The sequence below is a fragment of the Nonomuraea deserti genome (assembly GCF_004348685.1).
Taxonomy (GTDB): Bacteria; Actinomycetota; Actinomycetes; order Streptosporangiales; family Streptosporangiaceae; genus Nonomuraea; species Nonomuraea deserti.
This window is the reverse complement of record NZ_SMKO01000128.1, coordinates 1-21,925: the sequence shown is the minus strand read 5'-3', so window position 1 is coordinate 21,925 and position 21,925 is coordinate 1. Positions and strand designations below refer to the sequence as shown.

Annotated in this window: 20 protein-coding genes and 1 pseudogene; 10 read left to right on the top strand and 11 right to left on the bottom strand. The window is 70.8% G+C overall.

Features of this window, described 5'->3' with window-relative positions; translation table 11 throughout:
• Positions 1-186 precede the first annotated feature (186 nt).
• Positions 187-981, top strand: a complete 795-nt coding sequence (locus tag E1292_RS33920; RefSeq protein WP_246090520.1) for a universal stress protein — start codon at positions 187-189, stop codon at positions 979-981.
• Here the strand turns inward: E1292_RS33920 and E1292_RS33915 are convergent.
• The 3 genes from E1292_RS33915 to E1292_RS54255 are packed head-to-tail and all read right to left on the bottom strand — an operon-like array spanning position 978 to position 3,346.
• Positions 978-2,105 carry a glycosyltransferase gene (locus E1292_RS33915; protein WP_132600653.1) on the bottom strand — a complete coding sequence of 376 codons (1,128 nt, stop codon included), beginning with the start codon at positions 2,103-2,105 and terminating at the stop codon, positions 978-980. The genes E1292_RS33920 and E1292_RS33915 overlap by 4 nt on opposite strands.
• Entirely contained in the window at positions 2,102-3,076 is a 975-nt protein-coding gene (locus E1292_RS33910) for a glucosyl-3-phosphoglycerate synthase (RefSeq protein ID WP_132600650.1), read from the bottom strand. Before E1292_RS33910 ends, E1292_RS33915 begins: the two co-directional genes overlap by 4 nt.
• A gap of 24 nt (positions 3,077-3,100) precedes the next feature.
• Positions 3,101-3,346, bottom strand: coding sequence for a hypothetical protein (locus E1292_RS54255; protein ID WP_246090523.1), 246 nt, complete (start codon positions 3,344-3,346; stop codon positions 3,101-3,103).
• Here E1292_RS54255 and E1292_RS33905 point away from each other — a divergent pair.
• Both E1292_RS33905 and E1292_RS33900 read left to right on the top strand, forming a co-directional pair.
• The gene (locus tag E1292_RS33905) at positions 3,242-4,159 is read left to right on the top strand and encodes a Gfo/Idh/MocA family protein (protein ID WP_246090522.1); all 918 of its coding nucleotides are present in this window, start codon (positions 3,242-3,244) and stop codon (positions 4,157-4,159) included. The two genes, E1292_RS54255 and E1292_RS33905, sit on opposite strands and share 105 nt — an antisense overlap.
• Positions 4,160-4,164: 5 nt before the next feature.
• Positions 4,165-5,262, top strand: coding sequence for a zinc-binding dehydrogenase (locus E1292_RS33900; protein WP_181958338.1), 1,098 nt, complete (start codon positions 4,165-4,167; stop codon positions 5,260-5,262).
• 9 nt (positions 5,263-5,271) lie between these two features.
• Here the strand turns inward: E1292_RS33900 and E1292_RS56180 are convergent.
• The 3 genes and pseudogenes from E1292_RS56180 to E1292_RS33885 form a co-directional block, all read right to left on the bottom strand.
• A pseudogene (locus E1292_RS56180) lies at positions 5,272-6,450 on the bottom strand (MGH1-like glycoside hydrolase domain-containing protein); the annotation flags it as partial.
• Positions 6,447-7,232, bottom strand: coding sequence for a sugar phosphate isomerase/epimerase family protein (locus E1292_RS33890; RefSeq protein WP_132600644.1), 786 nt, complete (start codon positions 7,230-7,232; stop codon positions 6,447-6,449). The gene E1292_RS33890 and the pseudogene E1292_RS56180, both read right to left, overlap by 4 nt.
• A complete protein-coding gene (locus E1292_RS33885) occupies positions 7,229-8,263 on the bottom strand; it encodes a zinc-binding dehydrogenase (RefSeq protein ID WP_132600641.1) in 1,035 nt (344 codons plus the stop codon). Before E1292_RS33885 ends, E1292_RS33890 begins: the two co-directional genes overlap by 4 nt.
• Before the next feature lie 114 nt (positions 8,264-8,377).
• Between E1292_RS33885 and E1292_RS33880 the strand changes: the two genes are divergently transcribed.
• From E1292_RS33880 to E1292_RS33860, 5 genes are all read left to right on the top strand, one after another.
• Positions 8,378-9,265, top strand: a complete 888-nt coding sequence (locus E1292_RS33880) for a sugar phosphate isomerase/epimerase family protein (RefSeq protein WP_132600638.1) — start codon at positions 8,378-8,380, stop codon at positions 9,263-9,265.
• 32 nt (positions 9,266-9,297) lie between these two features.
• Positions 9,298-10,659, top strand: a complete 1,362-nt coding sequence (locus tag E1292_RS33875) for an ABC transporter substrate-binding protein (RefSeq protein WP_132600635.1) — start codon at positions 9,298-9,300, stop codon at positions 10,657-10,659.
• A gap of 145 nt (positions 10,660-10,804) precedes the next feature.
• The gene (locus E1292_RS33870; protein WP_132600632.1) at positions 10,805-11,707 is read left to right on the top strand and encodes a carbohydrate ABC transporter permease; all 903 of its coding nucleotides are present in this window, start codon (positions 10,805-10,807) and stop codon (positions 11,705-11,707) included.
• Positions 11,694-12,539, top strand: a complete 846-nt coding sequence (locus tag E1292_RS33865) for a carbohydrate ABC transporter permease (RefSeq protein WP_165974875.1) — start codon at positions 11,694-11,696, stop codon at positions 12,537-12,539. Before E1292_RS33870 ends, E1292_RS33865 begins: the two co-directional genes overlap by 14 nt.
• Positions 12,540-12,542: 3 nt before the next feature.
• A complete protein-coding gene (locus tag E1292_RS33860; protein ID WP_132600629.1) occupies positions 12,543-13,715 on the top strand; it encodes an ROK family transcriptional regulator in 1,173 nt (390 codons plus the stop codon).
• A gap of 4 nt (positions 13,716-13,719) precedes the next feature.
• Here the strand turns inward: E1292_RS33860 and E1292_RS33855 are convergent, their stop codons facing one another.
• Positions 13,720-14,469, bottom strand: coding sequence for a helical backbone metal receptor (locus E1292_RS33855; RefSeq protein WP_220447188.1), 750 nt, complete (start codon positions 14,467-14,469; stop codon positions 13,720-13,722).
• 67 nt (positions 14,470-14,536) lie between these two features.
• Between E1292_RS33855 and E1292_RS33850 the strand changes: the two genes are divergently transcribed.
• Complete coding sequence (locus tag E1292_RS33850; protein ID WP_132600626.1) at positions 14,537-15,457, top strand: TIGR03619 family F420-dependent LLM class oxidoreductase; 921 nt, start codon at positions 14,537-14,539, stop codon at positions 15,455-15,457.
• On the opposite strand, the gene tpx is transcribed toward E1292_RS33850, so the two are convergent.
• The 4 genes from tpx to icmF all read right to left on the bottom strand — a co-directional run bounded on the left by tpx (position 15,427) and on the right by icmF (position 20,405).
• Positions 15,427-15,927 carry a thiol peroxidase gene (gene tpx / locus E1292_RS33845; RefSeq protein ID WP_132600623.1) on the bottom strand — a complete coding sequence of 167 codons (501 nt, stop codon included), beginning with the start codon at positions 15,925-15,927 and terminating at the stop codon, positions 15,427-15,429. The two genes, E1292_RS33850 and tpx, sit on opposite strands and share 31 nt — an antisense overlap.
• A gap of 70 nt (positions 15,928-15,997) precedes the next feature.
• Positions 15,998-16,951: a S8 family serine peptidase gene (locus E1292_RS33840; RefSeq protein ID WP_220447187.1), complete on the bottom strand. Its 954-nt coding sequence runs from the start codon at positions 16,949-16,951 to the stop codon at positions 15,998-16,000.
• The gene (locus E1292_RS52965) at positions 16,952-17,104 is read right to left on the bottom strand and encodes a hypothetical protein (RefSeq protein ID WP_220447186.1); all 153 of its coding nucleotides are present in this window, start codon (positions 17,102-17,104) and stop codon (positions 16,952-16,954) included.
• Between the two features lie 88 nt (positions 17,105-17,192).
• Positions 17,193-20,405 carry a fused isobutyryl-CoA mutase/GTPase IcmF gene (gene icmF / locus E1292_RS33835; RefSeq protein ID WP_132600620.1) on the bottom strand — a complete coding sequence of 1,071 codons (3,213 nt, stop codon included), beginning with the start codon at positions 20,403-20,405 and terminating at the stop codon, positions 17,193-17,195.
• A gap of 105 nt (positions 20,406-20,510) precedes the next feature.
• On the opposite strand from icmF, the gene E1292_RS33830 reads away from it, so the two are divergent.
• On the top strand, positions 20,511-21,560 hold the full coding sequence (locus E1292_RS33830; protein ID WP_132600617.1) for a glucose 1-dehydrogenase: 1,050 nt from the start codon (positions 20,511-20,513) through the stop codon (positions 21,558-21,560).
• Positions 21,561-21,925 lie beyond the last annotated feature (365 nt).

The following is a 21,925-nucleotide window of genomic DNA, read 5'->3' as shown; positions in this document are numbered from 1 at the left end:
CCAATCGGTGAATGAGCGATGGACACGACCTTAAGGACTGAGATCATCAGATGCCTCCATCATGAGATGGAAAGTCCGGAAAAGCCTCGGCCGAAAGACCGAGTTCACCCGGTCAGGCGCGCACCCGACCGGCCAGGGTGGGAGATCATCGCGTATTCGCTGGTGGGAGCGGGTAGGGAGGCAGTCGTGATCGGTGAGCACGTGATCGTCGGATACACGAACGACGCGGGTGGGCGAGACGCGCTCGCGCTCGGCGCCGCCATCACCCACCTCACCGGCGGCGAGCTCACGGTCGCCACGATCTACCCGCCGGCCAGCCCCGGGCTGGCGGTCGAGGCGCAGGCCAACCTGGCGCACGCGGCGGACCAGCTGGGCGACGCGCCGGCCGAGTACCTCACGTTCGAGAGCCGGGGCACGGGGCGCGGGCTGTCGGTGCTGGCCAGCAGGATCCGGAGCGACCTGATCGTGGTCGGCTCGGGGTCGGGAGGCCGGCAGGGCCGCATCACGATCGGCGCCACCTCCAACCACCTGCTCCACCTGTCGTCCGAGGCGGTCATGCTGGCGCCCGCCGGGCACGAGCCCGCCGGCGAGCTCGCCCGGCTCACGCTGGCCTACGTGCACCGGCCGCAGTGCGACGAGGCCGTCGAGCGGGTGGCGCAGGCGGCGCTGCGGCTCGGGGTGCCGCTCCGCCTGATCACCCTCGACCTGCGGACGGACGACCAGGGCAAGCTCAGGGACGACCTCGCGCTGGCCGTCCGGCTGGCCTGGGAGACCACGGGCATCGAGGCCGAGTCGGAGGTCGCCGAGGGCCACGACGTGGCCGCCGCGATGGACGACGTCGGCTGGCTGCCCGGCGAGCTGCTGGTCTGCGCGGCCAGCGAGGACGCGCAGCCGCACCGGGTGTTCCTCGGCGAGCTGGCCATGAAGGTGCTGCGGGCCGCCCCCTGCCCGGTCACCGTGCTCCCCCGCGGCTTCTCCTAGGCGCGGGCCGGTGCGCGCGCGACCTGCTCGTACAGCTCCAGGTAGCGCTCGGCCATGACGGACGGGGAGAAGCGGCGGCGAGCCTCGCGGCGGCACTCCTCCGGGTCCAGCTCGTCCACCCGGAGGACCCACTCGGCCAGCTCCTCCTCGGTGTCGGCCAGGAAGCCCGTACGGCCGTGGTCGATGATCTCCGGCAGGCAGCCGCGGCGCAGGCCCACCGGCGGCACCCCGAGCGCGAGCGCCTCGACGACGGCCGTGCCGCCGGGTTCGTCCCACTGGAGGGGGAAGAGCGCGGCCCGGGCGGAGGCGTACAGGTGGTCCCTGGCCTGGCCACCCACCGCGCCGACCCACCGGACCAGTTCCTCGTCGAGGTAGCGGGACACCTGGTCGAGGTGGTAGCGCACGTCCGGGTGGTTGTGCAGCGGGTGGTACGGGTTCTGGGCCACCACGTCCAGCTCGGCCGCGGAGTCGCGGCCGCACACCGGGCCGGCCAGCACCAGCGGCAGCCCGAGCTTCTGGCAGATCCTGGCCGCCACGTGCTGGCCCTTGAGCGCGCAGATGCGGCCCATGACGACCAGGTGCTCGCCGCGTTCGGCCCGCACGTCGCCGTCGGCGAGCGGGGTGGCCAGGTGGATCGCGCCGAGCGAGGCCGCGCGCAGGGCCTCGGGGGCGCGGGCGAGCTGCGACTCGGACACGCCGTTGACCGCGATCGACGGCGGGAACGAGCCGTAGAAGGCCGGATGCTTGCGCAGGTCCCAGTGGAGGGTGTGCAGGACGGGCGGTCCGCCGAACGCGGACAGCACCGCGGGCCCCACCACCTCCAGGTGGTCGTGGACGAGGTCGATGTCGTCGCGGGCGCGCAGCTCGGCCACCACCCTGGCCTGGTGCGCGTGGGCGATGCCCATGACCTGGTTGTACGGCTTCTGCAACTCCGGGAACTGGCCCTCGTCGTAGACGCGGACCAGCTCGTCCACCTCGAGCGTGCTCGATCCCGCGGCGGCCAGGACGACGCTGACGCCGCGCTCGCGCAGCGCCGGCACCAGAGTGGCGACGACGTTCTCGATGCCGCCGTATCCGGGGGGCGGGATGGAGAGCCACGGCCCCGCGTTCATGAGGACTTTCATGCCACATCCTCCTCCAGGACGAGGGAGGCGAGCGGAGGTCGCTCCGCCACGGCCACGTCCACCAGGTCGGCCCGCCCTTCGAGCCCGAACTGCAGCAGCGTGTGCGCAGGAGGCTCCGGTGCGAGCACGCGGTCCTGCCGTTCCAGGCGGGACCAGGCGGTCTGCATGATCTGCCCGGCCATGCGGCCGAGCGCGTCGATCGGCTGGTGGGTGTGCGTACGGTGGCCCAGGTCCACCTGGGCCATCGCGTCGAGCCCGACGAGTTGCAGCAGGTCGACGAGGAGCCCGAACTCCACGCCGTACTCGGTGACGAAGGGCACCCGTTCCAGCACCCGGCGCCGCGCGGCGTACTCGCCACCGAGCGGCTGGGCGAATCCGGCGAGTTCCGGCCAGAACATGTTGAGCAGCGGCCTGGCCACCAGCTCTGTCACGCGGCCGCCGGCGCCACGCCGCACGACCCCGTCCTCCCCCGTGTACGGCCGCTCGTAGGCGGCCTTGACGAAGTGGATGCCGCGGTCGGTCAGCAGCGGCCCGAGCAGGCCCGACACGTAGTGGGCGCCGAAACTGCGCAGGTCGGCGTCCACGAACACGACGAGGTCGCCGCGGGAGGCGGCCAGCCCTTTCCACAGCGCCTCCCCCTTGCCGGTCAGCGGCGGCAGGTGGGCGAGCACCTCGTCCTGCGCCACCACCCGGGCGCCCGCCTCGCGGGCGCGCTCGGCGGTCGCGTCGGTGGATCGGGAGTCGACGACGAGGATCTCGTCGACGAGCGGCGCCCGCTCCACGAGGTCGCGGCGGATCGCGGTGACGATGTCCCCCACGGTGCTCTCCTCGTCGCGGGCGGGCAGGACAACGCTCACCGTCGTGTTTCCCTTGGCCAGGATTAAGGCGTCGACCGGCCACTCGGCTGCGGTGCTCGAGTGCGGGCCGTACCATTTCTGGACCTTGGACAAGGCGCGCAAATCTGTCTCCATGTCGTCAGCCCCGATCTCATGAGGTCACGGCATCTGCCCGATCCAGGAGCTTATGAACATGTTTGTTTGATGACTGCCAGATGTGGCATATGCGGGATTGTGTCCCCAATGACCCGCATCGGCATCATAGGTGCCGGAAATGTCGCCGCTCGCCACGCAGACGTCCTGTCCGGATTCCCCGATGTGACGATCGCCGGGATCGCCGACACCGATCCGCACCGAGCCGAGGCCTTGGCCGCGCGGCACGGCGCCCGCGCTTATGGCGGCCATGCGGCCCTGCTCGCGGCCGGCGGTTTGGACGCCGTCTACGTCTGCGTGCCGCCTTTCGCGCACGGCACTCCGGAATTCGACGTTTTGTCATGCAATCTCCCAATTTTCGTGGAGAAGCCGCTTTCCTTGGATCTCCCCACCGCGGAGAACATCTCCTCAGAAATCGACAGGCGATCCTTGCCGTCCGCCGTCGGGCACCACTGGCGTTACCTGGACATCGTCGAGCAGGCCCGCGACCTGCTGGCCGGCCGCCCCGTACGCCTCGCGCTCGGCCACTGGCTCGACAAGGTCCCCCCGGTCGGCTGGTGGCTGAAGGCCGGCATGTCCGGCGGCCAGATCGTCGAGCAGGCCGTCCACGTGCTCGACCTGGCCCGCCTCCTGGCGGGCGAGGTGACGATGGTGCACGCCGTGCCGGCCGAGAGCGACGGGGCGGGACAGGACGGCGAGGTCGACCGGGCCACGGCGGCGGTGATGCGGTTCGCCGGCGGCGCGGCCGGCCTGCTGGCCACCTCCTGCCTGCTCACCCACAAGCACCGGGTGGGGCTGGAGGTGTGCGCCGAGGGCATCGCCCTGGAGGTCGACGAGACCCGGCTGCTGGTCGACGGCCGTCGCGTCATCGAGGACGACGGACAGGCGAAGACACGGGTCGACCGGGAGTTCGTCAACGCCGTGCAGGGCAGGCAGGCGGATGTGCGGGTGCCGTACCGCGAGGCGCTGCGCACGCATCGCCTCGCGCTCGCCCTCGCCCGCTCGGCCGCCGAGCGCGCTCCCGTGTTCCTCGAACCGAGCAACATCCTTGAGGTGACGCCGTGAGCACCATGCTCGTCAGCATCGAGGCGCCGGGCGAGGTCCGCCTGGTCGAGGAGAAGTCGCCCGACGTGCCTGAGGGCGGGTTCATGGTGGAGACCGTGTACAGCGGCGTGTCCGCCGGCACCGAGCTGACCTACGTCAAGGGCACCAACCCCTACCTGCACTCCAGCTGGGACCCGGCGCTCGGGCTGTTCACGGAGGGCGTGCCGTCGGTGGCCTATCCGGTGCGCGGCATCGGCTACATGCAGGTCGGCCGCGTGGTCGAGGCGCGCACCCGGGCAGTGGCCGAGGGGACGCTGGTCGCGATGTGTTACGGGCACCGCACCGCGTACGTGGCCGACCCGATGACCGACAGGTTCGTGCCGGTGCCGGACGACCTGGACCCGCTGCTCGGCGTCTACGTCGCCCACATGGGCCCCATCTGCGCCAACGGCCTGCTGCACGCGGCCCACGACCTGCACGGTCCGGCCGTCAGGGATCTCGGCGACGGCGTGCGCGGGCGGCGGGTCGCGGTGGTCGGCGCCGGCGTGGTCGGGCTGCTGACCGCGAGTTTCGCCATGTCCGCCGGCGCGGCCGAGGTCGTGGTCGTGGACGAGACCTTGGAGCGGCTGGCGGTCGCGGAGGCGCTCGGCGCGAACGTGCTGGCCGCCGACGACGACCCGGCGGTGGTGTTGAAGCGCCGCTGGCGGCACGGCCAGAACGACCGCGGCGCCGACGTGGTGTTCCAGTGCCGCGGCCAGTGCCGGGCGCTGGCCCTGGGGCTCAGGCTGCTGCGCCCGCAGGGCACGCTGGTGGACCTGGCCTTCTACACGCAGGGAGCGCACGAGGTGCGGCTCGGCGAGGAGTTCCACCACAACGGGCTGTCGCTCCGCTGCGCCCAGATCGGCCGGGTGCCGCGCGGCCTGGCGCACGCCTGGGACAGGGAGCGCCTCTCGCACGAGACGATCCTCCTGCTCAGGGAGCGCGGCAGGCTGCTACAGGACCACGTGATCACTGACGTCGTCGGCTTCTCCGAGGCTCCCCGGCTGCTCTCCGACCTCGCCGCCCGCCGCAGGCAGGCCCTCCAGGCCGTGCTCCGCCACGACGTCGAGGATGAGAGCCGCTGACCAGCTGAAGTCGCGGCAGCCGTGGCCCTGCAGCGTGAACGGGTCGAAGTATTCGCGGAACCCGGCGCTGGACACCGCGCCGATCATCCCTTCGGCGAGCGGCGCCGCCAGGTCGGGGCGGCGGTCCTTGAGACCCTGCCAGACGAGCCAGGCCAGGTTGATCCAGCTCGGGCCGCGCCAGTAGCGGGCGGTGTCGAACTCGGGCGCGGCCGGCGAGTAGCTGGGCAGCACCCCGTCCTTCAGCGCGAACCGGTCGAGCGCGGTGCCGATCAGCGCGTTGACGATCTCGCGCGGCAGCCCGGGCAGGAGGAGCGGGGTCAGCCCTGCGGCGCTGCTGGAGCGGATCAGGCAGCCCGTACGCACGTCGCGGGCGTGGAAGAGGCCGTCGTCGTAGAGGTGCTCGACCATGGCGGCGGTGACCGCGGCCGCCTCGCGCTCGTGGGGCGCGGGGTCGAGCCCGCACTCCTCGGCGATCTTGCCCAGAGTGGATTCGGCGACGCCGTACGCGGCGTTGAACAGCGGGTCCTCGACCTGGAACGCGCCGGGGTCGCGGTAGCCGGAGTCACGGTAGGCGCGGGCCAGGGCGACGTACCGCTCGTAGTCGCGGTCGGTGGGCCGCTCGTGGGCGCTGACGGCGTCGAGGTCCCTGCGGACGAAACCGGCGGTGCCCGGCTCGACCGCCTGGAGCGGCAGGTCCCAGGCCGGGCTGTTGTCCATGCCCGACTCCCAGGGGTGCACGATCGAGATCAGGCCCTCCGGCGACCGCCTGGCTGCGCGCAGGAACTCCTGCTGCGCCACGAGCCGCGGGTAGATCCGGCGCAGGAACGCCACGTCGGGCTCGGCCAGGTGCGCCTTCCGCGCCGCCAGCGCGTGGACCGGCGGCTGGACGAGGCCTGAGGTCGCGGAGCCTGACGGAGCGCGCGAGCCCCAGAACTCGGGCCCGGGGAAGTAGGCGCCGTCGGGCACCGCGGGGTTGAACACGATGTGCGGCACCCTGCCGTCGTGCCACTGCGCCCCGAACAGCGACAGCAGCTCCGAGCGGGCCCTGCGCGGCGACCAGCGGGCGTTGCCGATGGCGACGAAGGCGGAGTCCCAGCTCCACTGGTGCGGGTACAGACGACGGGAGGGGATCGTGTAGCTGCCGTCCCAGTTGTCCACCAGGACGCGCACGGCGGCGCGATGAATCATAGGTATTTCCTGACGAAGGCCGCGGTCTGGGGAAGGACGATCTCGGGCTCGCCGCGCAGCCGGCATTCGAGCGCGAGATAGCCGTCGTAGCCGACGGCGTCGAGCGTGGCCAGTTGCGCCCCCCAGTCGATGTGGCCGGTGCCCGGCTGGTGCCTGTTGGACTCGCTGATCTGCATGTGCGCGATGTAGGGGGAGGCCTCGGCCAGCGCGCGGCAGGGGTCGTCCTCCTCGATGTTCATGTGGTACGTGTCGCCGACGATCCTGATCATGTCCATCGAGCAGTAGGAGACCGCCTCGGCCAGGGTGTTGACCATGTGGTTCTCGTAGCGGTTGAGCGGCTCCAGCATGATCAGCACGCCGTTGCGCTGCGCGTGCTCGCCGAGGATGCCGAGCGCCTCGGCCAGCACCTCGCGGTCCTCGGCGGCGCTGCGCGGCGGCTCGAAGGGCGGCAGCCTGCGCGAGAACTGCCCCCAGGAGGCGGGGGTCATGACGCCGATGCCGCCCAGCTCGCCGATCACCGTGAGCTGCGACCTGAGCTGCTGGATGGCGTCCTTGCGCTTGGCCGGGTCGAAGTCGCCGATGAAGTGCGGCATGTCCACGCACACGGTCGGCATGACCACGCCGTCGGCCAGCGCCCGCTTGAGCTCGGTCAGCCGGCCGGCGAAGTGGAAATCGCCCTTGCCGCGCAGCTCGATGGCGTCGAACCCGGCGTCGACCGCGAACGCGTACTTCTCCTGCAGCGTGCGGCCGGGAAGAAGCTGCTCCTGTACGGCGAGCCTCACTGTGACTCCTCAAAGTCGAAGACGAGCTGGAGCACCTCTGACGGGTGCTTGTCGAGCAGGTCGTAGGCCTCGGCGGCCCGCTCGGCGGGGACGACGTGCGTGACGAGGTCACGCGCCTCGACCTCGCCGCGGTGCACGAGCTCCATGAACGTGCGCTGCAGGCGTTCGACGTCCCACCGGTGCGCCAGCCACGAGGCGACGCCGCCGATCTGGGAGGAGACGAGCTGCACCTGGTTGTGGTGGAACTCCTCGCCCAGTCGCAACCCCATGCCGTCGCCCTGGTAGAAGCCCGCGGCCACGACCCGGCCGCCCTTGCGCACGGTCCTGATCGCCTCGTGCAGGCCCTGGTGGGTGCCGCTGAGCTCGATGACGGTGTCGGCGCCCACGACACGCTTGCGCATGAACTCGGCTACCGATCCCGAGGTGACGTCGAACGTCTCGGCCGCGCCGAACGTCCTGGCCAGTTCGAGCCGGTCGGCGATGGCGTCGGCGGCCACCACCCTGGCGCCGCTCAGCACGGCCAGGCGGGTGGCGAGCAGCCCGATGACGCCCTGGCCGAAGATCGCGAGCTGGTCGCCGAGGTGCACGTCGGCGGCGTGCACGGCGTTGAGCGCGATGGCCCCGACCCGCGCGAGGACACCACTCAGCGGGTCGGCGCCGGGCGGCAGCACGTGGCCGACGAGCTTGCCGGCCGGGACGACGGCTTCGGCGCGGTGGCCCCAGATGCCCCAGACGAGGCTGCCCACAGGGGGATCGGCGACGTCGGGCGCCGCCTCCACCACCTCGCCGACCTCCTGGTAGCCCCAGCCGGACAGCGGGTAGGCATGCGTCTGACCGTCGACGAAGAGCCGGCGCTCGGTGTCCCACTTGCGGCTGAGATAAGGATTGGTGCCTCGATAGGCGGTGAGTTCGGTGCCCGCCGAAACCCCGGAATAGATCGTGCGTACCCGCACGGAGCCCGGCACGAGATCGGCGGGCGGTTCCAGATCGACGCGGACTTGGCCTGGCTCTTCAAAGGTGATGACGCGCATTCCCCACACTTACGCTTTATGATCAAACAAAAGTCAAAGATTTAGTCGTTGTTTGCACACCATAGTTGCGCTTGTAACAGTCGTAAGTCTACGACTTCGACCTGGAGGTGGCTGATGAAATTGGGGTTTCTGACAACGTGTCTTCCGGAAAGCGACCTTACCGACATCGCTCGATGGGCGGCAGAGCAAGGCTTCGAGGCCCTCGAGGTGGCGGGCTGGCCGTCTTCGGATGACCGAAATCACATCAGAGTAGATCGTTTCGATGACGCCGAACGTGATCGTGTCAGGCGTGTCTTCGCGGAGACCGGACTGACGCTTTCCTCGATCGCCTACTACGAGAACAATCTGCACCCTCAGCAAGGGGCGCAGGTGAACGCCCACGTCAGACGCTGCGTCGACGCGGCCGCCGCGCTCGGCTGCCCGACGGTCGGCACGTTCGTCGGCCGCGACCCGGGGCTGCCGGTGGCCGACAACCTCAAGCGGGCCACCGACGTCTTCGGCCCGCTGGTGGAGTACGCCACCCGGCACGGTGTGGAGATCGTGATCGAGAACTGCGTGATGAAAAGCTGGCATCCCGATGGTTATCCGGGCAACCTGGCCTACTCCCCCGAGTTGTGGGAGTGGATGTTCACCCTCGGGCTCAAGCTCAACTACGACCCCTCCCACCTGGTGGCGCTCGGCATCGACCCGGTCGCGGCGCTGCGGCCCCATCTCGCCCAGGTCGCGCACGTCCAGGCGAAGGACACCGAGTTCCTGCCCGGCAAGCTCGACCGCTACGGTTTCCACGGCCCGATCAGCGGCGAGAAGGGCTGGTACCGCTTCCGCGTGCCGGGTCTGGGCCGGATCGACTGGACCCGGGTGATCGACGCGCTCTACGAGGGCGGATATGACGGGGTGGTCTCCGTGGAGCACGAGGACCCCGTGTGGAGCGGCAGCACGGCGAGGGTACAGGCCGGTCTCGGTATCGCTTACCGCACGTTGCGTCATCTCATGCCGGGGTAAGTGCGGCGTATCCCCAAGCAGAGGAGCGCGCCATGCCGAAGAGGGTAACCGCCGTCCTCTCCGCCGCGCTGCTGGCCGTCGCGCTGACGGCCTGCGGCGACGACGGCGGCGAATCGTCCCCGAGCATCACGGTCTGGACCGAGGAGAACCTCACCGACCGGATGGCCGTCCAGAACGCCATCATCTCCGAGTTCACCCAGAAGACCGGGATCAAGGTGAAGCTGGTCGGCGTGGCCGAGGACCAGTTCAGCCAGACCCTGACCGCGGCCGCCGCGGCCGGTGACCTGCCCGACGTCATCGGTGCGCTGCCGCTGGCCGCCGTACGCGAGATGGAGGCCAACGACCTGCTCGACACCGAGACGCCGGCCCAGGTCGTCGACCGGCTCGGCCGTGACACGTTCTCGCCGCGCGCGCTGGAGCTCGACAGTTCGGGAGGCACCCTGCTCGCGGTGCCCAGCGACGGGTGGGCGCAGCTGATCCTCTACCGCAAGGACCTGTTCTCCAGAGCCGGGCTGGAGCCGCCGGACACGTACGAGAGGCTCGAGGCGGCGGCGGCGAAGCTCAACACGGGCGGGGTGGCCGGCATCACGCTGGCGATCGCGCCGAAGGACTCGTTCACGGCGCAGAGCTTCGAGCACATCGCGCAGGCGAACGGCTGCCAGCTGGTCGACAATTCCGGAAATGTCACCCTCGACTCCCCGCAGTGCGTGCAGGCCTTCGCGTTCTACGCCAAGCTGGCGCGCGACTACTCCGTCAAGGGCAAGCAGGACGTCGACTCCACCCGCGCCAACTACTTCGCCGGCAAGGCGGCCATGACGATCTGGTCGTCGTTCATCCTGGACGAGCTGGCCGGGCTGCGTAAGGACGCGCCGCCCAACTGCCAGGAGTGCCGCTCCGACCCCGAGTGGCTGGCCGAGAACACCGGGGTGGTCACGGCGCTGAAGGGCCCCGGCGGGAGCGCGCCGGCGCAGTACGGCGAGATCGTCTCGTGGGCGATCACCCGCGACGCCGCCAAGGACCCGTCCGCCACGTTCGTCGCCTACATGATGAACGAGGGGTACGAACGCTGGATCGGCATGGCGCCCGAGGGCAAGTTCCCCACCCGCCAGGGCTTCGCGGACCAGTGGAACAAGCTGCCGGCCGGGGTCGACGCCAAGAAGCCGCTGGCCGACGTCTACCCCGCCGACGTGCTCGACACCCTGCGCGAGAGCCCCGACACGTTCGCCCGCTGGGGCATCCCGCAGGGGCAAGGCAAACTCGTCGGCGCCACGATGGGCGAGCTGCCGGTGCCCAAGGCGCTCAGCGCGGTCGCCGACGGCTCCCTGACCCCCCAGGCCGCCGCCGCCCAGGCGAAGGCCGAGGTCGAATCCATCAAACGCGGAATCCGCGAATGAGCCCGCGAGGGCGTGTCGGCGCCTGGAGGAGCGACGGGAACCGGCGAGGGAGTGCCGTCGCCTGGAGGAGCGGCGGGAGCGCAGCGACCGGAGCGGGGGAAGGCGACGGCGTCCGGCGACCGAGCCCGCCGGACGGAGTGAGGCCATGAACATGCGTGCGCAGGAGGGGCGGGCCGGGGTGGCGTTGATCTCGCCGACTCTGGTGATCACGCTGGTCGTGGTGGTGCTGCCGCTGCTGTGGGCGATCATGCTGGCGTTCCAGGACGTCCGGCTGATCAACATCCGGCAGGCGGGCCTCTTCGGGCACTACACGCTCGAGAACTTCTCGTACGTGATGTCCGAGCCGGGCTTCTGGTCGGCGCTGGTCAACACGCTCGTCTACACCGTCGCGGGCACGGCGCTGTCGATCGCGATCGGGCTGGTCACCGCGCTGGCGCTGCGTGACAGGTTCAGAGGGCGGACCCTGGTCAGGGCCTCCGTCCTCATCCCGTACGTGGCGCCGGTCGTCGCGGTGGCGTTCCTGTGGGAGACGATGCTCAACCCCCAGTACGGCATCGTCAACACGTGGCTCAGCGAGCCGATCGCGTTCCTCACCCAGGCCAAGGGCGAGTTCCTGGGCATCGAGGTGCCGGTGGCGCTGCTGACGGTGATCGCGTTCGAGGCGTGGCGGTATTTCCCGTTCGCGTTCCTGTTCATCCTGGCCAGGCTGCAGGCGCTGCCGGCCGAGCTGGACGAGGCGGCGGTGGTCGACGGGGCCACCCCCACCCAGCGGTTCCGTTACGTGATCATGCCGCAGCTGTGGCGGATCATCGCGCTGCTGTCGGTGCTGCGGTTCGTGTTCACTTTCACCAAGTTCGACGACGTCTACCTGCTGACCGGCGGCGGCGCCGGCACCGAGGTGGTCAGCGTGCGGGTCTACAACTTCCTGACCGCCCGCGACGACATCGGCGCCTCGGCCGCGCAGGCCATCGTGCTGGCGGTCTTCCTGGTCGTGTTCCTGGTCGTCTATCTGCGCTTCTTCGCCGGAGGCACACGTGAGCAGGGATAGGTTCGAGCGGCGGTTGTTCGCGGTGCTCAGGCCGCTGGTGATCGCGTTTCTCTTCCTGATCACCGCGTTCCCGTTCCTCTACATGCTGATGCTGTCCGTACGCGACATCCAGGAGCTCATCCTGGAGCCTGGTTCGCTCTGGCCGCGAGACTTCACCCTCGACACCTACGTGGACGTGCTGACGAGGCAGGGTTTCCTGATCTTCCTCAGGAACAGCGCGATCGTCGCGGTGGCCTCGGTGGCGGTCACGCTGCTGATCTCGATCCCCGGCGCGTACGCCGTCGCGCGGCTGCGCTTCTTCGGACGGCGGCAGGTGCACTTCCTGTTTCTCGCGGTCTACCTGTTTCCCGCGATCGTGCTGGCCATCCCGTTGTTCGTGCTGCTGACGATGCTCGGCCTGCGCGGGTCGCTGGTGGGGCTGATCCTCGTCTACATCGCGCAGACCGTGCCCGTCACGGTATACATGCTCCGCAACTACTTCGAGACCGTGCCGCGGAGTGTCGAGGAGGCGGCGGCGATCGACGGGTGCACGAGGTTGTCGACCATCTGGCGGGTGGTGTTGCCGCTCTCCAAGCCCGCCCTGATGGCGACCGGCCTGTACGCGTTCATGATCGCCTGGAACGAGTTCCTGTTCGCCCTGCTCTTCCTGGTGGAGCGGCGGGAGAGCTGGACGGTCTCCCTGGGGCTCTCGCAGCTGGCGGGCAGCATCGAGATCCCGACGACGGTCCTGATGGCAGGATCGGTGGTGCTGACGCTGCCCATCGTGATCGTGTTCTTCGCCAGCGAGCGCCTGCTGACGCAGGGCCTCACGGCAGGAGCGGAGAAGGGATAGAGCATGCTGACGGCAGGGCAGATCCTCCAGCTCATCCGCCATGGCACCTGCCGGACGCGCAAACAACTGATCGAGCACACCGGCCTGTCCCGGTCGACGATCACCGACCGGGTCGACCGGCTCATCGACGCCGGATACATCCACGAGTCGGGGGTGGCCATGTCCGGGGGCGGGCGGCCGCCCTCGGTGCTCGCCGTGGACGCCACCAGGCGGCTGATGCTGGTGGCCGATCTGGGCGCCGCCCACGCCAGGGTGGCGCTGACCGACCTGGCGGCCAGGCCGCTGGCCGAGGAGCGCACCGAGATGCGCATCGAGCTCGGGCCCGAGGCCGTGCTGTCGTGGGTGCGGCAGGCGTTCCAGCGCATGCTCGACAAGGCCGGGCGGGCGCCGGGCGAGGTGTGCGGGATCGGCCTGGACGTGCCGGGCTCGGTGGACCACAACACCGGCCGGCTGATCCGGTCGTTCCTGATGCCGGGGTGGGACGATCATCCGGTCGGGGAGGCCTTCGGCGCGGCCTACGACGTGCCGATCATGGTCGAGAACGACGCCAACGCGATGGCGCTGGGCGAGTGGTGGTCGAAGTGGCGGGACACGGAGTCCCTGGTCCTCATCAAGGTGTCGACCGGGATAGGCACCGGCATCGTACTCAATGGGGCGATATATCGCGGTGTTGAGGATGCCGCCGGAAATATTGGACACGTGCGGCTGCGCGAGACCGACGACCGCGTCTGCACCTGCGGCTCGCGCGGCTGCGTGGCCTCGCTGGCCAGCGGCCACGCCGTGGCCACCGACCTCGGCCACGGGTCCAGCCGCGACGTCGTCCGCCTCGTCCAGGCGGGTGATCCCGAGGCCATCGCGCGCACCCAGGAGGCCGGGCGCACGCTGGGCCTCGTGCTGGCCACGGCGGTCAGCCTGCTCAACCCGGGCGTGCTGGTGCTGGCCGGCGACATGGCCGACACCAGGGAGCACTACCTGACCGGCATCAGGGAGATCGTCTACCGGCGCAGCCTGCCGTACACGACCGCGAACCTGGAGATCGTCACCACGTCGCTGGGCGACCGGGCGGGAATCATCGGGATGGCGGTCATCGTCATGCAGCGCGTGCTCTCCCCCTCCGCCGTGGACGCCGCGCTCGGCGTCCACGGGTCCGCCGGCCGCGGGCGCGCGACGGACTGACCGGTCAGCCCAGGGTGCGGCGGAGCAGGACGGGCGCCTGCACGAGTGAGGGGCCGTACCACGTGAGCAGGCGCCCGCTGACCAGCGCGCAGGTGAGCCCGGGGAAGGCCTCTGGCCCGTCGGTCTCGGAGAACGCGTAAGGCTCGTCCGGCAGCACCACCAGGTCGGCCCCGCGCCCGGCCAGCTCCGACAGCGGGATCTTGGGGTAGCGCTCGGCGTGGCCCGCGTAGAGGTTGTCCACGCCGAGGCGCCGCAGCACGTCACCGGTGAACGTGTCGCGTCCCACCACCATCCACGGCCGCCGCCAGATCGGCACGATCGCCGTGCGCCGCGGGCCCTCGGCGGGCGCGCGCCACGCCCGCTCCGCCGCGTCCAGCCACCCGGGCCGGTCGGTACGGCACGCGTACGCGAACATGCGGCCCAAGGAGGCGAAGGCCTCGTCCAGGGTCTCGATCCTCGTCACCCAGACGGGGATGCCCGCCGCGCGCAGCGCCTCGATGTCGGGCGGGCGGTTCTCCTCGGCGTTGGCCAGGACCACGTCGGGTCTCAGCTTTCTGATCGCGTCGAGGTCGGGATTCTTCGTGCCCCTGACCCTGGCCACGTCGAGGCCGGCCGGATGCGTGCACCAGTCGGTCGCCCCTGCCAGCGCCTCCGGCACGGTCGCCGCCACCGACTCGGTCAGCGACGGCACCAGCGACACGATCCGCCGTACGGTCTCCGGAACTTCCACATGCACACCGGTGTCGTCTTCCACGACACGAGCCTAGATCGATGGAGACCCGTAGAATCCACGCCATGCGCGGCACGGGCGGGAAGAGCTGATGATGGACGTCGGGCTGGCCGTGCCGCAATACGGCAGGTTCGCCGCGCTGTCCAGCGTGTTGCGGGTGGCGCGGGAGGCCGAGTCGATGGGCTTCGCCGGCCTGTGGGCGGGCGACCGGCTGCTGACGCCGCTGCGGCCGAAAGACCGCTATCCGGGTGGCGACGGCCGTGTCCCCGAGGCGCACCGGGTGTTCCTCGACCCGTTCGCGGTGCTCTCGGTGGCGGCCGCGGCGACCTCCGCCATCCGGCTGGGCACCAGCGCCCTCAACGCCTGCTGGTATCCCCCGGCGGTGCTGGCCCGCTCGCTCGCCACGATCGACCATCTCAGCGGCGGCCGGCTCGACGTCGGCCTGGGGCTGGGCTGGTCGTCCGACGAGTACGCCGCCGCCGGCGTGCCCTGGCGGGACCGGGCGAGCCGCTATGACGCCACGCTCGACGCCCTGGAGGCGATCTGGCGCGACGATCCCGTGTCGTTCGAGCACGAGCTGTGGACGATCGTGCCCAGCCACATCGAGCCCAAGCCGGCCCGCCGCCCGCCGCTCTATCTGGGCGGGTTCGCCGAACCCGCGCTGCGCCGCATCGGCCGCAGGGCCGACGGCTGGCTGACGGCCTCGCTGCCGATCCCGATGCTCACCGCGATGTGGCGGACGGTGTGCGAGACGGCGGAGCGGGCCGGGCGTGACCCCGGCGCGCTCCGCATGGCGCTGCGGACCAACCCCGAGATCACCGGCCCGGAGACCGGCAGGCCGCCGCGCAGCGGCACGGTCGCCCAGATCTGCGACTATCTCGCCGCCGCGGCGGAGGCCGGGGTCCACGCGGTGATCATCGACCTCCAGCACACCGCCACGAGCGACGAGCATCTACTGGAGCTGGCCGCGGAGTTCAGGGCTCACTTGAGAGCGGCCAGCGCGCCCTCGTAGTCGGGCTCCTGCGTGATCTCCGGCACCAGCTGGGAGTAGACCACCTTGTTGTCGCCGTCGAGCACGACGACCGCGCGCGCGGCCAGCCCGGCCAGCGGCCCCGACTCCTGCGCGACACCGTAGTCGGCCAGGAACTCGCGGCCCCGCATGAGCGAGAGCGTGGTCACCTTGTCGAGCCCTTCAGAACCGCAGAACCGCTTCTGCGCGAACGGCAGGTCGGCGGAGATGCAGAGCACGGCCACGCCGGGGTGCTCGGCCGCCACCTCGTTGAAGCGGCGCACCGAGGCCGCGCAGACGCCGGTGTCGAGGCTCGGGAAGATGTTGAGCACCTTGGTCTGCCCGCCGAAGTCGGCGAGCGTGCGCTCACCCAGGTCGTCGCCGACCAGGCGGAACGCGGGCGCGCTGTCGCCCGGCTTGGGGAAGGACCCGCCTACGGTGATGGGGTTGCCCTTGAACGTGACGTCGGACATGAGTGCCTCCTGGTAGCGATGTTCGTTTCACTGGATATCAGGTCACGCCGATGATCCACGAACCGGGTGGTCAGGCCCAGCCGTGGCGGGCGGCGTGCCAGCCGAGCTGCACGCGCGTGCGTACGCCCGCGAGGTCCATCAGCGCGCGCAGCCGCCGCTGCAGCGTGCGCAGCGACAGGTCGAGCTGGCCTGCCACGGCTTCGTCGGTCAGCCCCGCCACGGCCATCGGGTCGGCGCCGCCGTCGGGAACGCTGCTGCCCAGGCTCATGCTGACGACCTTGGCCTTGGTGGCGGCCCACTCCATGCCCGCGATGATCCACGACTCCTGGCCGAAGCCGTCGTCGCCGAGCACCTTGCCGACGGCCAGCCGGGCGCCCGGCGCGACGCCCCTGTTCGCGCCGTCCGACGCGGCGCCGCCGCCCGCGACCGTCGAGGCCACGTGGGTGCCGTGGCCGTTGACGTCCTTGACCTCCTCGCCGGGCACGAAGCTGGTGGACTCGGTGATCCGCCCCTTGAGATCGGGGTGGGTGTCGTCGACGCCGGTGTCCAGCACCGCCACCGTGACGCCCGAGCCGTCCAGCCCGCCGGCCCACGCCTGAGGGGCGCCGACCTGCGGCACGCTCTCCTTCAGCGAGACCTTCGCCTTGCCGTCCAGCCACACCTTGCCGACGCCGGACCGCTCGGCGGGGCCGGTGAGAGCGGTCCAGAACGGGCGCGGGTCCGCGCCGACCTTCAGCGCCGCGCCCTTGACGCTGGGCAGCGCGCGGACGACCTCCGCCCCCGTCATGGAACGCGGCGTCGCGCCCTGGTAGGTGACGATCACCGGGGGCGTGCCCCGGTAGCCCATCGCGGTCAGGTCGGTGACGTTGAACAGCCGTGCGTCGAGCCGGTCGGCCGCGATCAGCGGCATGGCCTCGTCCGGCAGCACGTAGAGGTCGCCGTCCGCCTGCTGCACCCGCACGCCGCCCTGGGCGCCCGCCGGGCGGTCCACCGTGACGACGTCCTGCTCGCCGGGGCCGTCCACTTAGTGGACACGGTCGCCGGTGACGAGGGTGAGGTCCGTCTCCTGGGGCGCGGGCTCCCGGGCGGCCGCGCCCGCGGGGACGGCCAGGGCGGTCGCCGTGAGGGCCACGGCGAGCACGCCCGTCAGCGATGGGAGGGGCCGGGTGAGGGGCATGGTACGGATTTCACCGCGTCGGCCCTGCCCTCAGGTAGGTCATGCGCTGGCGAGAACCCGCCCTGACGGACTCCCGCCAGCGGACGCCTCAGACGTTGCGGCGGTACTGCCCCCCGGCCTCGAACAGCGCGTCGGTGATCTGGCCGAGCGAGCAGACGCGGGCCGCGTCCATCAGCACCTCGAACGCGTTCTCCTCCGACATCGCCGCCTCACGGAGCCTGGCCAGCTGGGCGGGCGCCTCGGACCGGTTGCGCTCGTGGAAGGCCTGCAGGCGGTCGAGCTGCGACTGCTTCTCCTCCTCCGTGCCCCTGGCCAGCTCCAGCTTGTGCGGGTCGGAGTCCTCGCCGTGCGCGCCGTTGCGGAAGGTGTTGACGCCGACGATGGGCAGCGAGCCGTCGTGCTTGCGCATCTCGTACAACATCGACTCGTCCTGGATCTTGCCGCGCTGGTAGCCGGTCTCCATCGCGCCCAGCACGCCGCCCCGGTCCGACAGGCGCTCGAACTCGCCGAGCACCGCCTCCTCCACCAGGTCGGTGAGCTCCTCGATGATGAACGAGCCCTGCAGGGGGTTCTCGTTCCTGGCCAGGCCCCACTCCTTGTTGATGATGAGCTGGATCGCCATGGCCCGGCGCACCGAGTCGGCCGACGGCGTGGTCACGGCCTCGTCGAAGGCGTTGGTGTGCAGGCTGTTGCAGTTGTCGTAGACGGCGATCAGCGCCTGGAGCGTGGTGCGGATGTCGTTGAAGTTCATCTCCTGCGCGTGCAGGGACCGTCCCGAGGTCTGGATGTGGTACTTCAGCTTCTGCGAGCGCTCGGCGGCACCGTACCTCTCCCGCATGGCCACCGCCCAGATGCGGCGGGCCACCCGCCCGAGCACGCTGTATTCGGGGTCCATGCCGTTGGAGAAGAAGAACGACAGGTTGGGGGCGAAGTCGTCGATCTTCATCCCCCTGGCCAGGTACGCCTCCACGTACGTAAAGCCGTTGGCCAGGGTGAAGGCCAGCTGGCTGATGGGGTTGGCCCCGGCCTCGGCGATGTGGTAGCCGGAGATCGAGACCGAGTAGAAGTTGCGCACGCCGTTGCGGATGAACCACTCCTGGATGTCGGCCATCATCCGCAGCGAGAACTCCGTGGAGAAGATGCAGGTGTTCTGGCCCTGGTCCTCCTTGAGGATGTCGGCCTGGACGGTGCCCCTGACCGTGGCGAGGGTGCGGGCGCGCAGGTCGCGGTCCTCCTGCTCGCCGGGGTCGCGGCCGTGCTCGGCCCGGAACCCGTCGCGGGCCTGGTCGACGGCGGCGTTGAGGTAGAAGGCCAGGATCGTGGGAGCCGGCCCGTTGATCGTCATGGACACCGACGTGTTGGGCGCCGCCAGGTCGAAGCCGTCGTAGAGCACCTTCATGTCGTCGAGCGTCGCGATGGAGACGCCCGAGGTGCCGACCTTTCCGTAGATGTCGGGCCGCAGGTCGGGGTCGTGGCCGTACAACGTCACCGAGTCGAACGCGGTGGACAGCCGGGTCGCGGGCTGGCCCTCCGACAGCAGCTTGAAGCGCCTGTTGGTGCGGAACGGGTCGCCCTCGCCGGCGAACATCCTGGTCGGATCCTCGTCGGCGCGCTTGAACGGGAACACCCCGGCGGTGAAGGGGAACATGCCCGGCAGGTTCTCGCCGCGCAGGAACCGCAGCAGGTCGCCGTGGTCGGTGTAGCGGGGCAGGGCGACTCTGGGGACGCGGTTGCCGGAGAGCGTCTCGCGCCAGAGCGGGGTGTGAATCTCGCGGTCGCGGATCTTCACCACCAGCTCGTCGGCGGTGTAGCGCTCCTTGAGGGCCGGCCAGGCGTCGAGCAGCGCCCGGCTCTCGTCGCTGAGCTCCCGCTCGGCCCCGGCTTCGAGCTCGGCCAGCCGCCCGTCGCCCTCCTCCAGCAGCGACCGTACGGCGGCGAGCTGCTGGCGGCGGCGGGCCACCTCCGCCTGGGCGAGGGTCTCGGCGTGGTACGCGCGGACGGTCTCGGCGATCTCGGCCAGGTAGCGCGCCCTGGCGGGCAGGACGATGGCGGCCGAGGCCCTGGAGGTGCGCTCGGACACCCGGGCCAGCAGCCCGGGGCCGGCGCCGGGCAGCAGGAGGGGCTTGAGGTGCTGGTAGAGGGCCGTCACACCGCTGTCGTTGTAGCGGGCGGCGATGGTGCCGAAGACCGGCATCTCGTCCGGGGACACCCCGAACGCCTCGCGGTTGCGCACGAGCTGGCGGCGCACGTCGCGCAGGGCGTCCTCCGCGCCGCGCCGCTCGTACTTGTTGATCACCACGGCCTCGGCGAAGTCGAGCATGTCGATCTTCTCCAGCTGGGAGGCCGCGCCGAACTCGGGCGTCATCACGTAGATGGGCACGTCGACGTGCGGGACGATGCCGGCGTCGCCCTGGCCGATGCCGGGCGTCTCCACGATCACCAGGTCGTGGCCGGCCGCGCGGCAGGCGGTGATCACGTCGTCGAGGCAGGCGGGCACCTCGTTGGCGGCGCCGCGGGTGGCCAGGGAACGGAAGTAGGTCTGGGGTCCCAGGCTGTTCATCCTGATGCGGTCGCCGAGCAGCGCGCCGCCGCCGCGCCTGCGGGTCGGGTCGATGGCGATGATCGCGATGCGCAGCTTGTCGTCGTTGTCGACGCGGAACCTGCGGACGAGCTCGTCGGTCAGCGAGGACTTCCCCGAGCCGCCCGTGCCCGTGATGCCGAGCACCGGCGCCCTCGCGTCGCCCTCCTTCGACCCCGCGGCCCGCAGGCCCTCCATCAGGTCGGCGGGGGCTCGCCCGGCCTCCACGAGCGTGATCGCGCGGGCCAGCGCCGCCTGGTCGCCGGAGACCACGGCCTCCACCGAGGGCGGGTCGTCCAGCTCGGCGTCGCACTCCTCGATCAGCTTGTTGATCATCCCGGGCAGGCCGTAGCGCTGGCCGTCCTCGGGCGAGAAGATGCGGGCGACGCCGCGCGAGTGCAGCAGCTCGATCTCCTCGGGGACGATCACTCCCCCGCCGCCTCCGTACACCCTGACGTGGCCGGCGCCACGCTCGCGCAGCAGTTCCACCAGGTAGGAGAAGAACTCCACGTGCCCGCCCTGGTACGAGCTGATCGCCACCCCCTGGGCGTCCTCCTGGATCGCGGCCGTGACGATCTCGTCGACGGAACGGTTGTGCCCGAGATGGATGACCTCGGCCCCCTGTGACTGGAGGATGCGTCGCATGATGTTGATCGCCGCGTCATGGCCGTCGAACAGGGCCGCGGCGGTCACGAAACGGACTGGGTGTACCGGGACGTGCACGCCTGATTCACTCCTTCGTGAGGGTGTCACCTCCGAAGATACTAGGACGTCCTACTATTTCCCAAGCCCGTCCGGGGTAGGGTCCCGCTGGAGGGGGTGAGCGCGATGCGTGCACTGACGTTCGCACCGGGCAAGCAGGGGACGCTCGGCGTCGAGGAACTGCCGGAACCCGAGCCCGGCCAGGGCGAGCTGCTCGTCCAAGGGCTGGCCCTGGGCATCTGCGGGACGGACCGCGAACTGGCCGCCGCCGAATACGGCTGGCCGCCGCCGGGCAGGGAACGCATGGTCATCGGGCACGAGTCGCTGGGCCGGGTGCTCGAGTCTCCTCAAGGGTCCGCCTTCTCACCCGGCGACCTGGTGGTGGGCGTGGTACGCCGGCCCGACCCCGTGCCCTGCGGAGCCTGCGAGCGGGGCGAGTTCGACATGTGCCGCAACGGCCGCTACACCGAGCGGGGCATCAAAGACCTCGACGGGTACGCCAGCGAGCGCTGGGTCGTCGAAGCCGGCTACGCCGTACGCCTCGACCCCTCGCTGGAGAGCGTCGGCACGCTGGTCGAGCCCACGTCCGTGGTCGCCAAGGCATGGGAGCAGATCGAGCGCATCGGGTCGCGGGCCTGGTTCGAGCCACGCACGCTGCTCGTGACCGGCGCGGGGCCGATCGGGCTGCTGGCCGCCCTCCTCGGCAAGCAGCGAGGGCTCGAGGTGCACGTGCTCGACCGCGCCCCCGAAGGGCTCAAGTCCAGCCTGGTGGAGGACCTCGGCGGCACCTACCACTCGGGCACGGGGCTGGAGCCGTTCGCCGACGCGAAGCCGGACATCATCATCGAGTGCACGGGCGTGGGGCAGCTCGTCATCGACGCCATGCGCACCACCGCCGCCGCGGGCATCCTCTGCCTGTGCGGCCTCGCCCCCGGAGGGCGTACCCATCGGGTGGACGCCGGGGTGATCAACCGGGACATCGTGCTGGAGAACGACGTGGTCTTCGGCACGGTCAACGGCAACCTGCGCCACTTCAGGGACGCGGCGGCGGCGCTGGCCCAGGCGGACATCACGTGGCTGGAGCGCCTGATCACGCGGCGGCTGCCGCTGGAGCGCGCCCTGGAGGCCTTCGAGCCGAGCCACGACGTCAAAGTCGTCATCGACCTCCCGTCATAGAACCGGCCGGACTCGCACCCGCGCCGTCACGGAAGACGTGCGCGGGGTCAGGGTCTGGTCGGACTCGCGGAACGCGCCGTTATCGGAAGGGCGAGCGCGGGATCAGGGTCGGCCGGACTCACGGAACGCGCCGTTGAGGAAGGCGAGCGCGGGATCAGGGTCAGCCGGACTCGGGGGCCGTGCCGTCGAGAGAAGCCGTGCGCAGGCTCAGGGGCGGTCGGGCTGCGGGCCGTGCGTTGGCGGAAGGGCGAGCGCGGCTGCGGTCAGCGGGGCTCGTACGGTCGCCGCCGGGTGGGCGTGGCCTGCCTGGTGGCCTCATGGGCCGTGCCGGCGGGGACGCGGGTCCTGGCCTGTCTCTTATACAC

Coding starts and splice junctions, on each gene's coding strand:
- E1292_RS33910 (WP_132600650.1), bottom strand. CDS start 3,076: ATGGAGACAGATTTGCGCGCCTTGTCCAAGGTCCAGAAATGGTACGGC.
- E1292_RS33885 (WP_132600641.1), bottom strand. CDS start 8,263: ATGCGCGTCATCACCTTTGAAGAGCCAGGCCAAGTCCGCGTCGATCTG.
- tpx (WP_132600623.1), bottom strand. CDS start 15,927: ATGTCCGACGTCACGTTCAAGGGCAACCCCATCACCGTAGGCGGGTCC.
- E1292_RS33860 (WP_132600629.1), top strand. CDS start 12,543: ATGCTGACGGCAGGGCAGATCCTCCAGCTCATCCGCCATGGCACCTGC.
- E1292_RS33850 (WP_132600626.1), top strand. CDS start 14,537: ATGATGGACGTCGGGCTGGCCGTGCCGCAATACGGCAGGTTCGCCGCG.
- E1292_RS52965 (WP_220447186.1), bottom strand. CDS start 17,104: ATGCCCCTCACCCGGCCCCTCCCATCGCTGACGGGCGTGCTCGCCGTG.
- E1292_RS33870 (WP_132600632.1), top strand. CDS start 10,805: ATGAACATGCGTGCGCAGGAGGGGCGGGCCGGGGTGGCGTTGATCTCG.
- E1292_RS33875 (WP_132600635.1), top strand. CDS start 9,298: ATGCCGAAGAGGGTAACCGCCGTCCTCTCCGCCGCGCTGCTGGCCGTC.
- E1292_RS33880 (WP_132600638.1), top strand. CDS start 8,378: ATGAAATTGGGGTTTCTGACAACGTGTCTTCCGGAAAGCGACCTTACC.
- E1292_RS33830 (WP_132600617.1), top strand. CDS start 20,511: ATGCGTGCACTGACGTTCGCACCGGGCAAGCAGGGGACGCTCGGCGTC.
- E1292_RS33915 (WP_132600653.1), bottom strand. CDS start 2,105: ATGAAAGTCCTCATGAACGCGGGGCCGTGGCTCTCCATCCCGCCCCCC.
- E1292_RS54255 (WP_246090523.1), bottom strand. CDS start 3,346: ATGGCCGCCATAAGCGCGGGCGCCGTGCCGCGCGGCCAAGGCCTCGGC.
- E1292_RS33900 (WP_181958338.1), top strand. CDS start 4,165: ATGCTCGTCAGCATCGAGGCGCCGGGCGAGGTCCGCCTGGTCGAGGAG.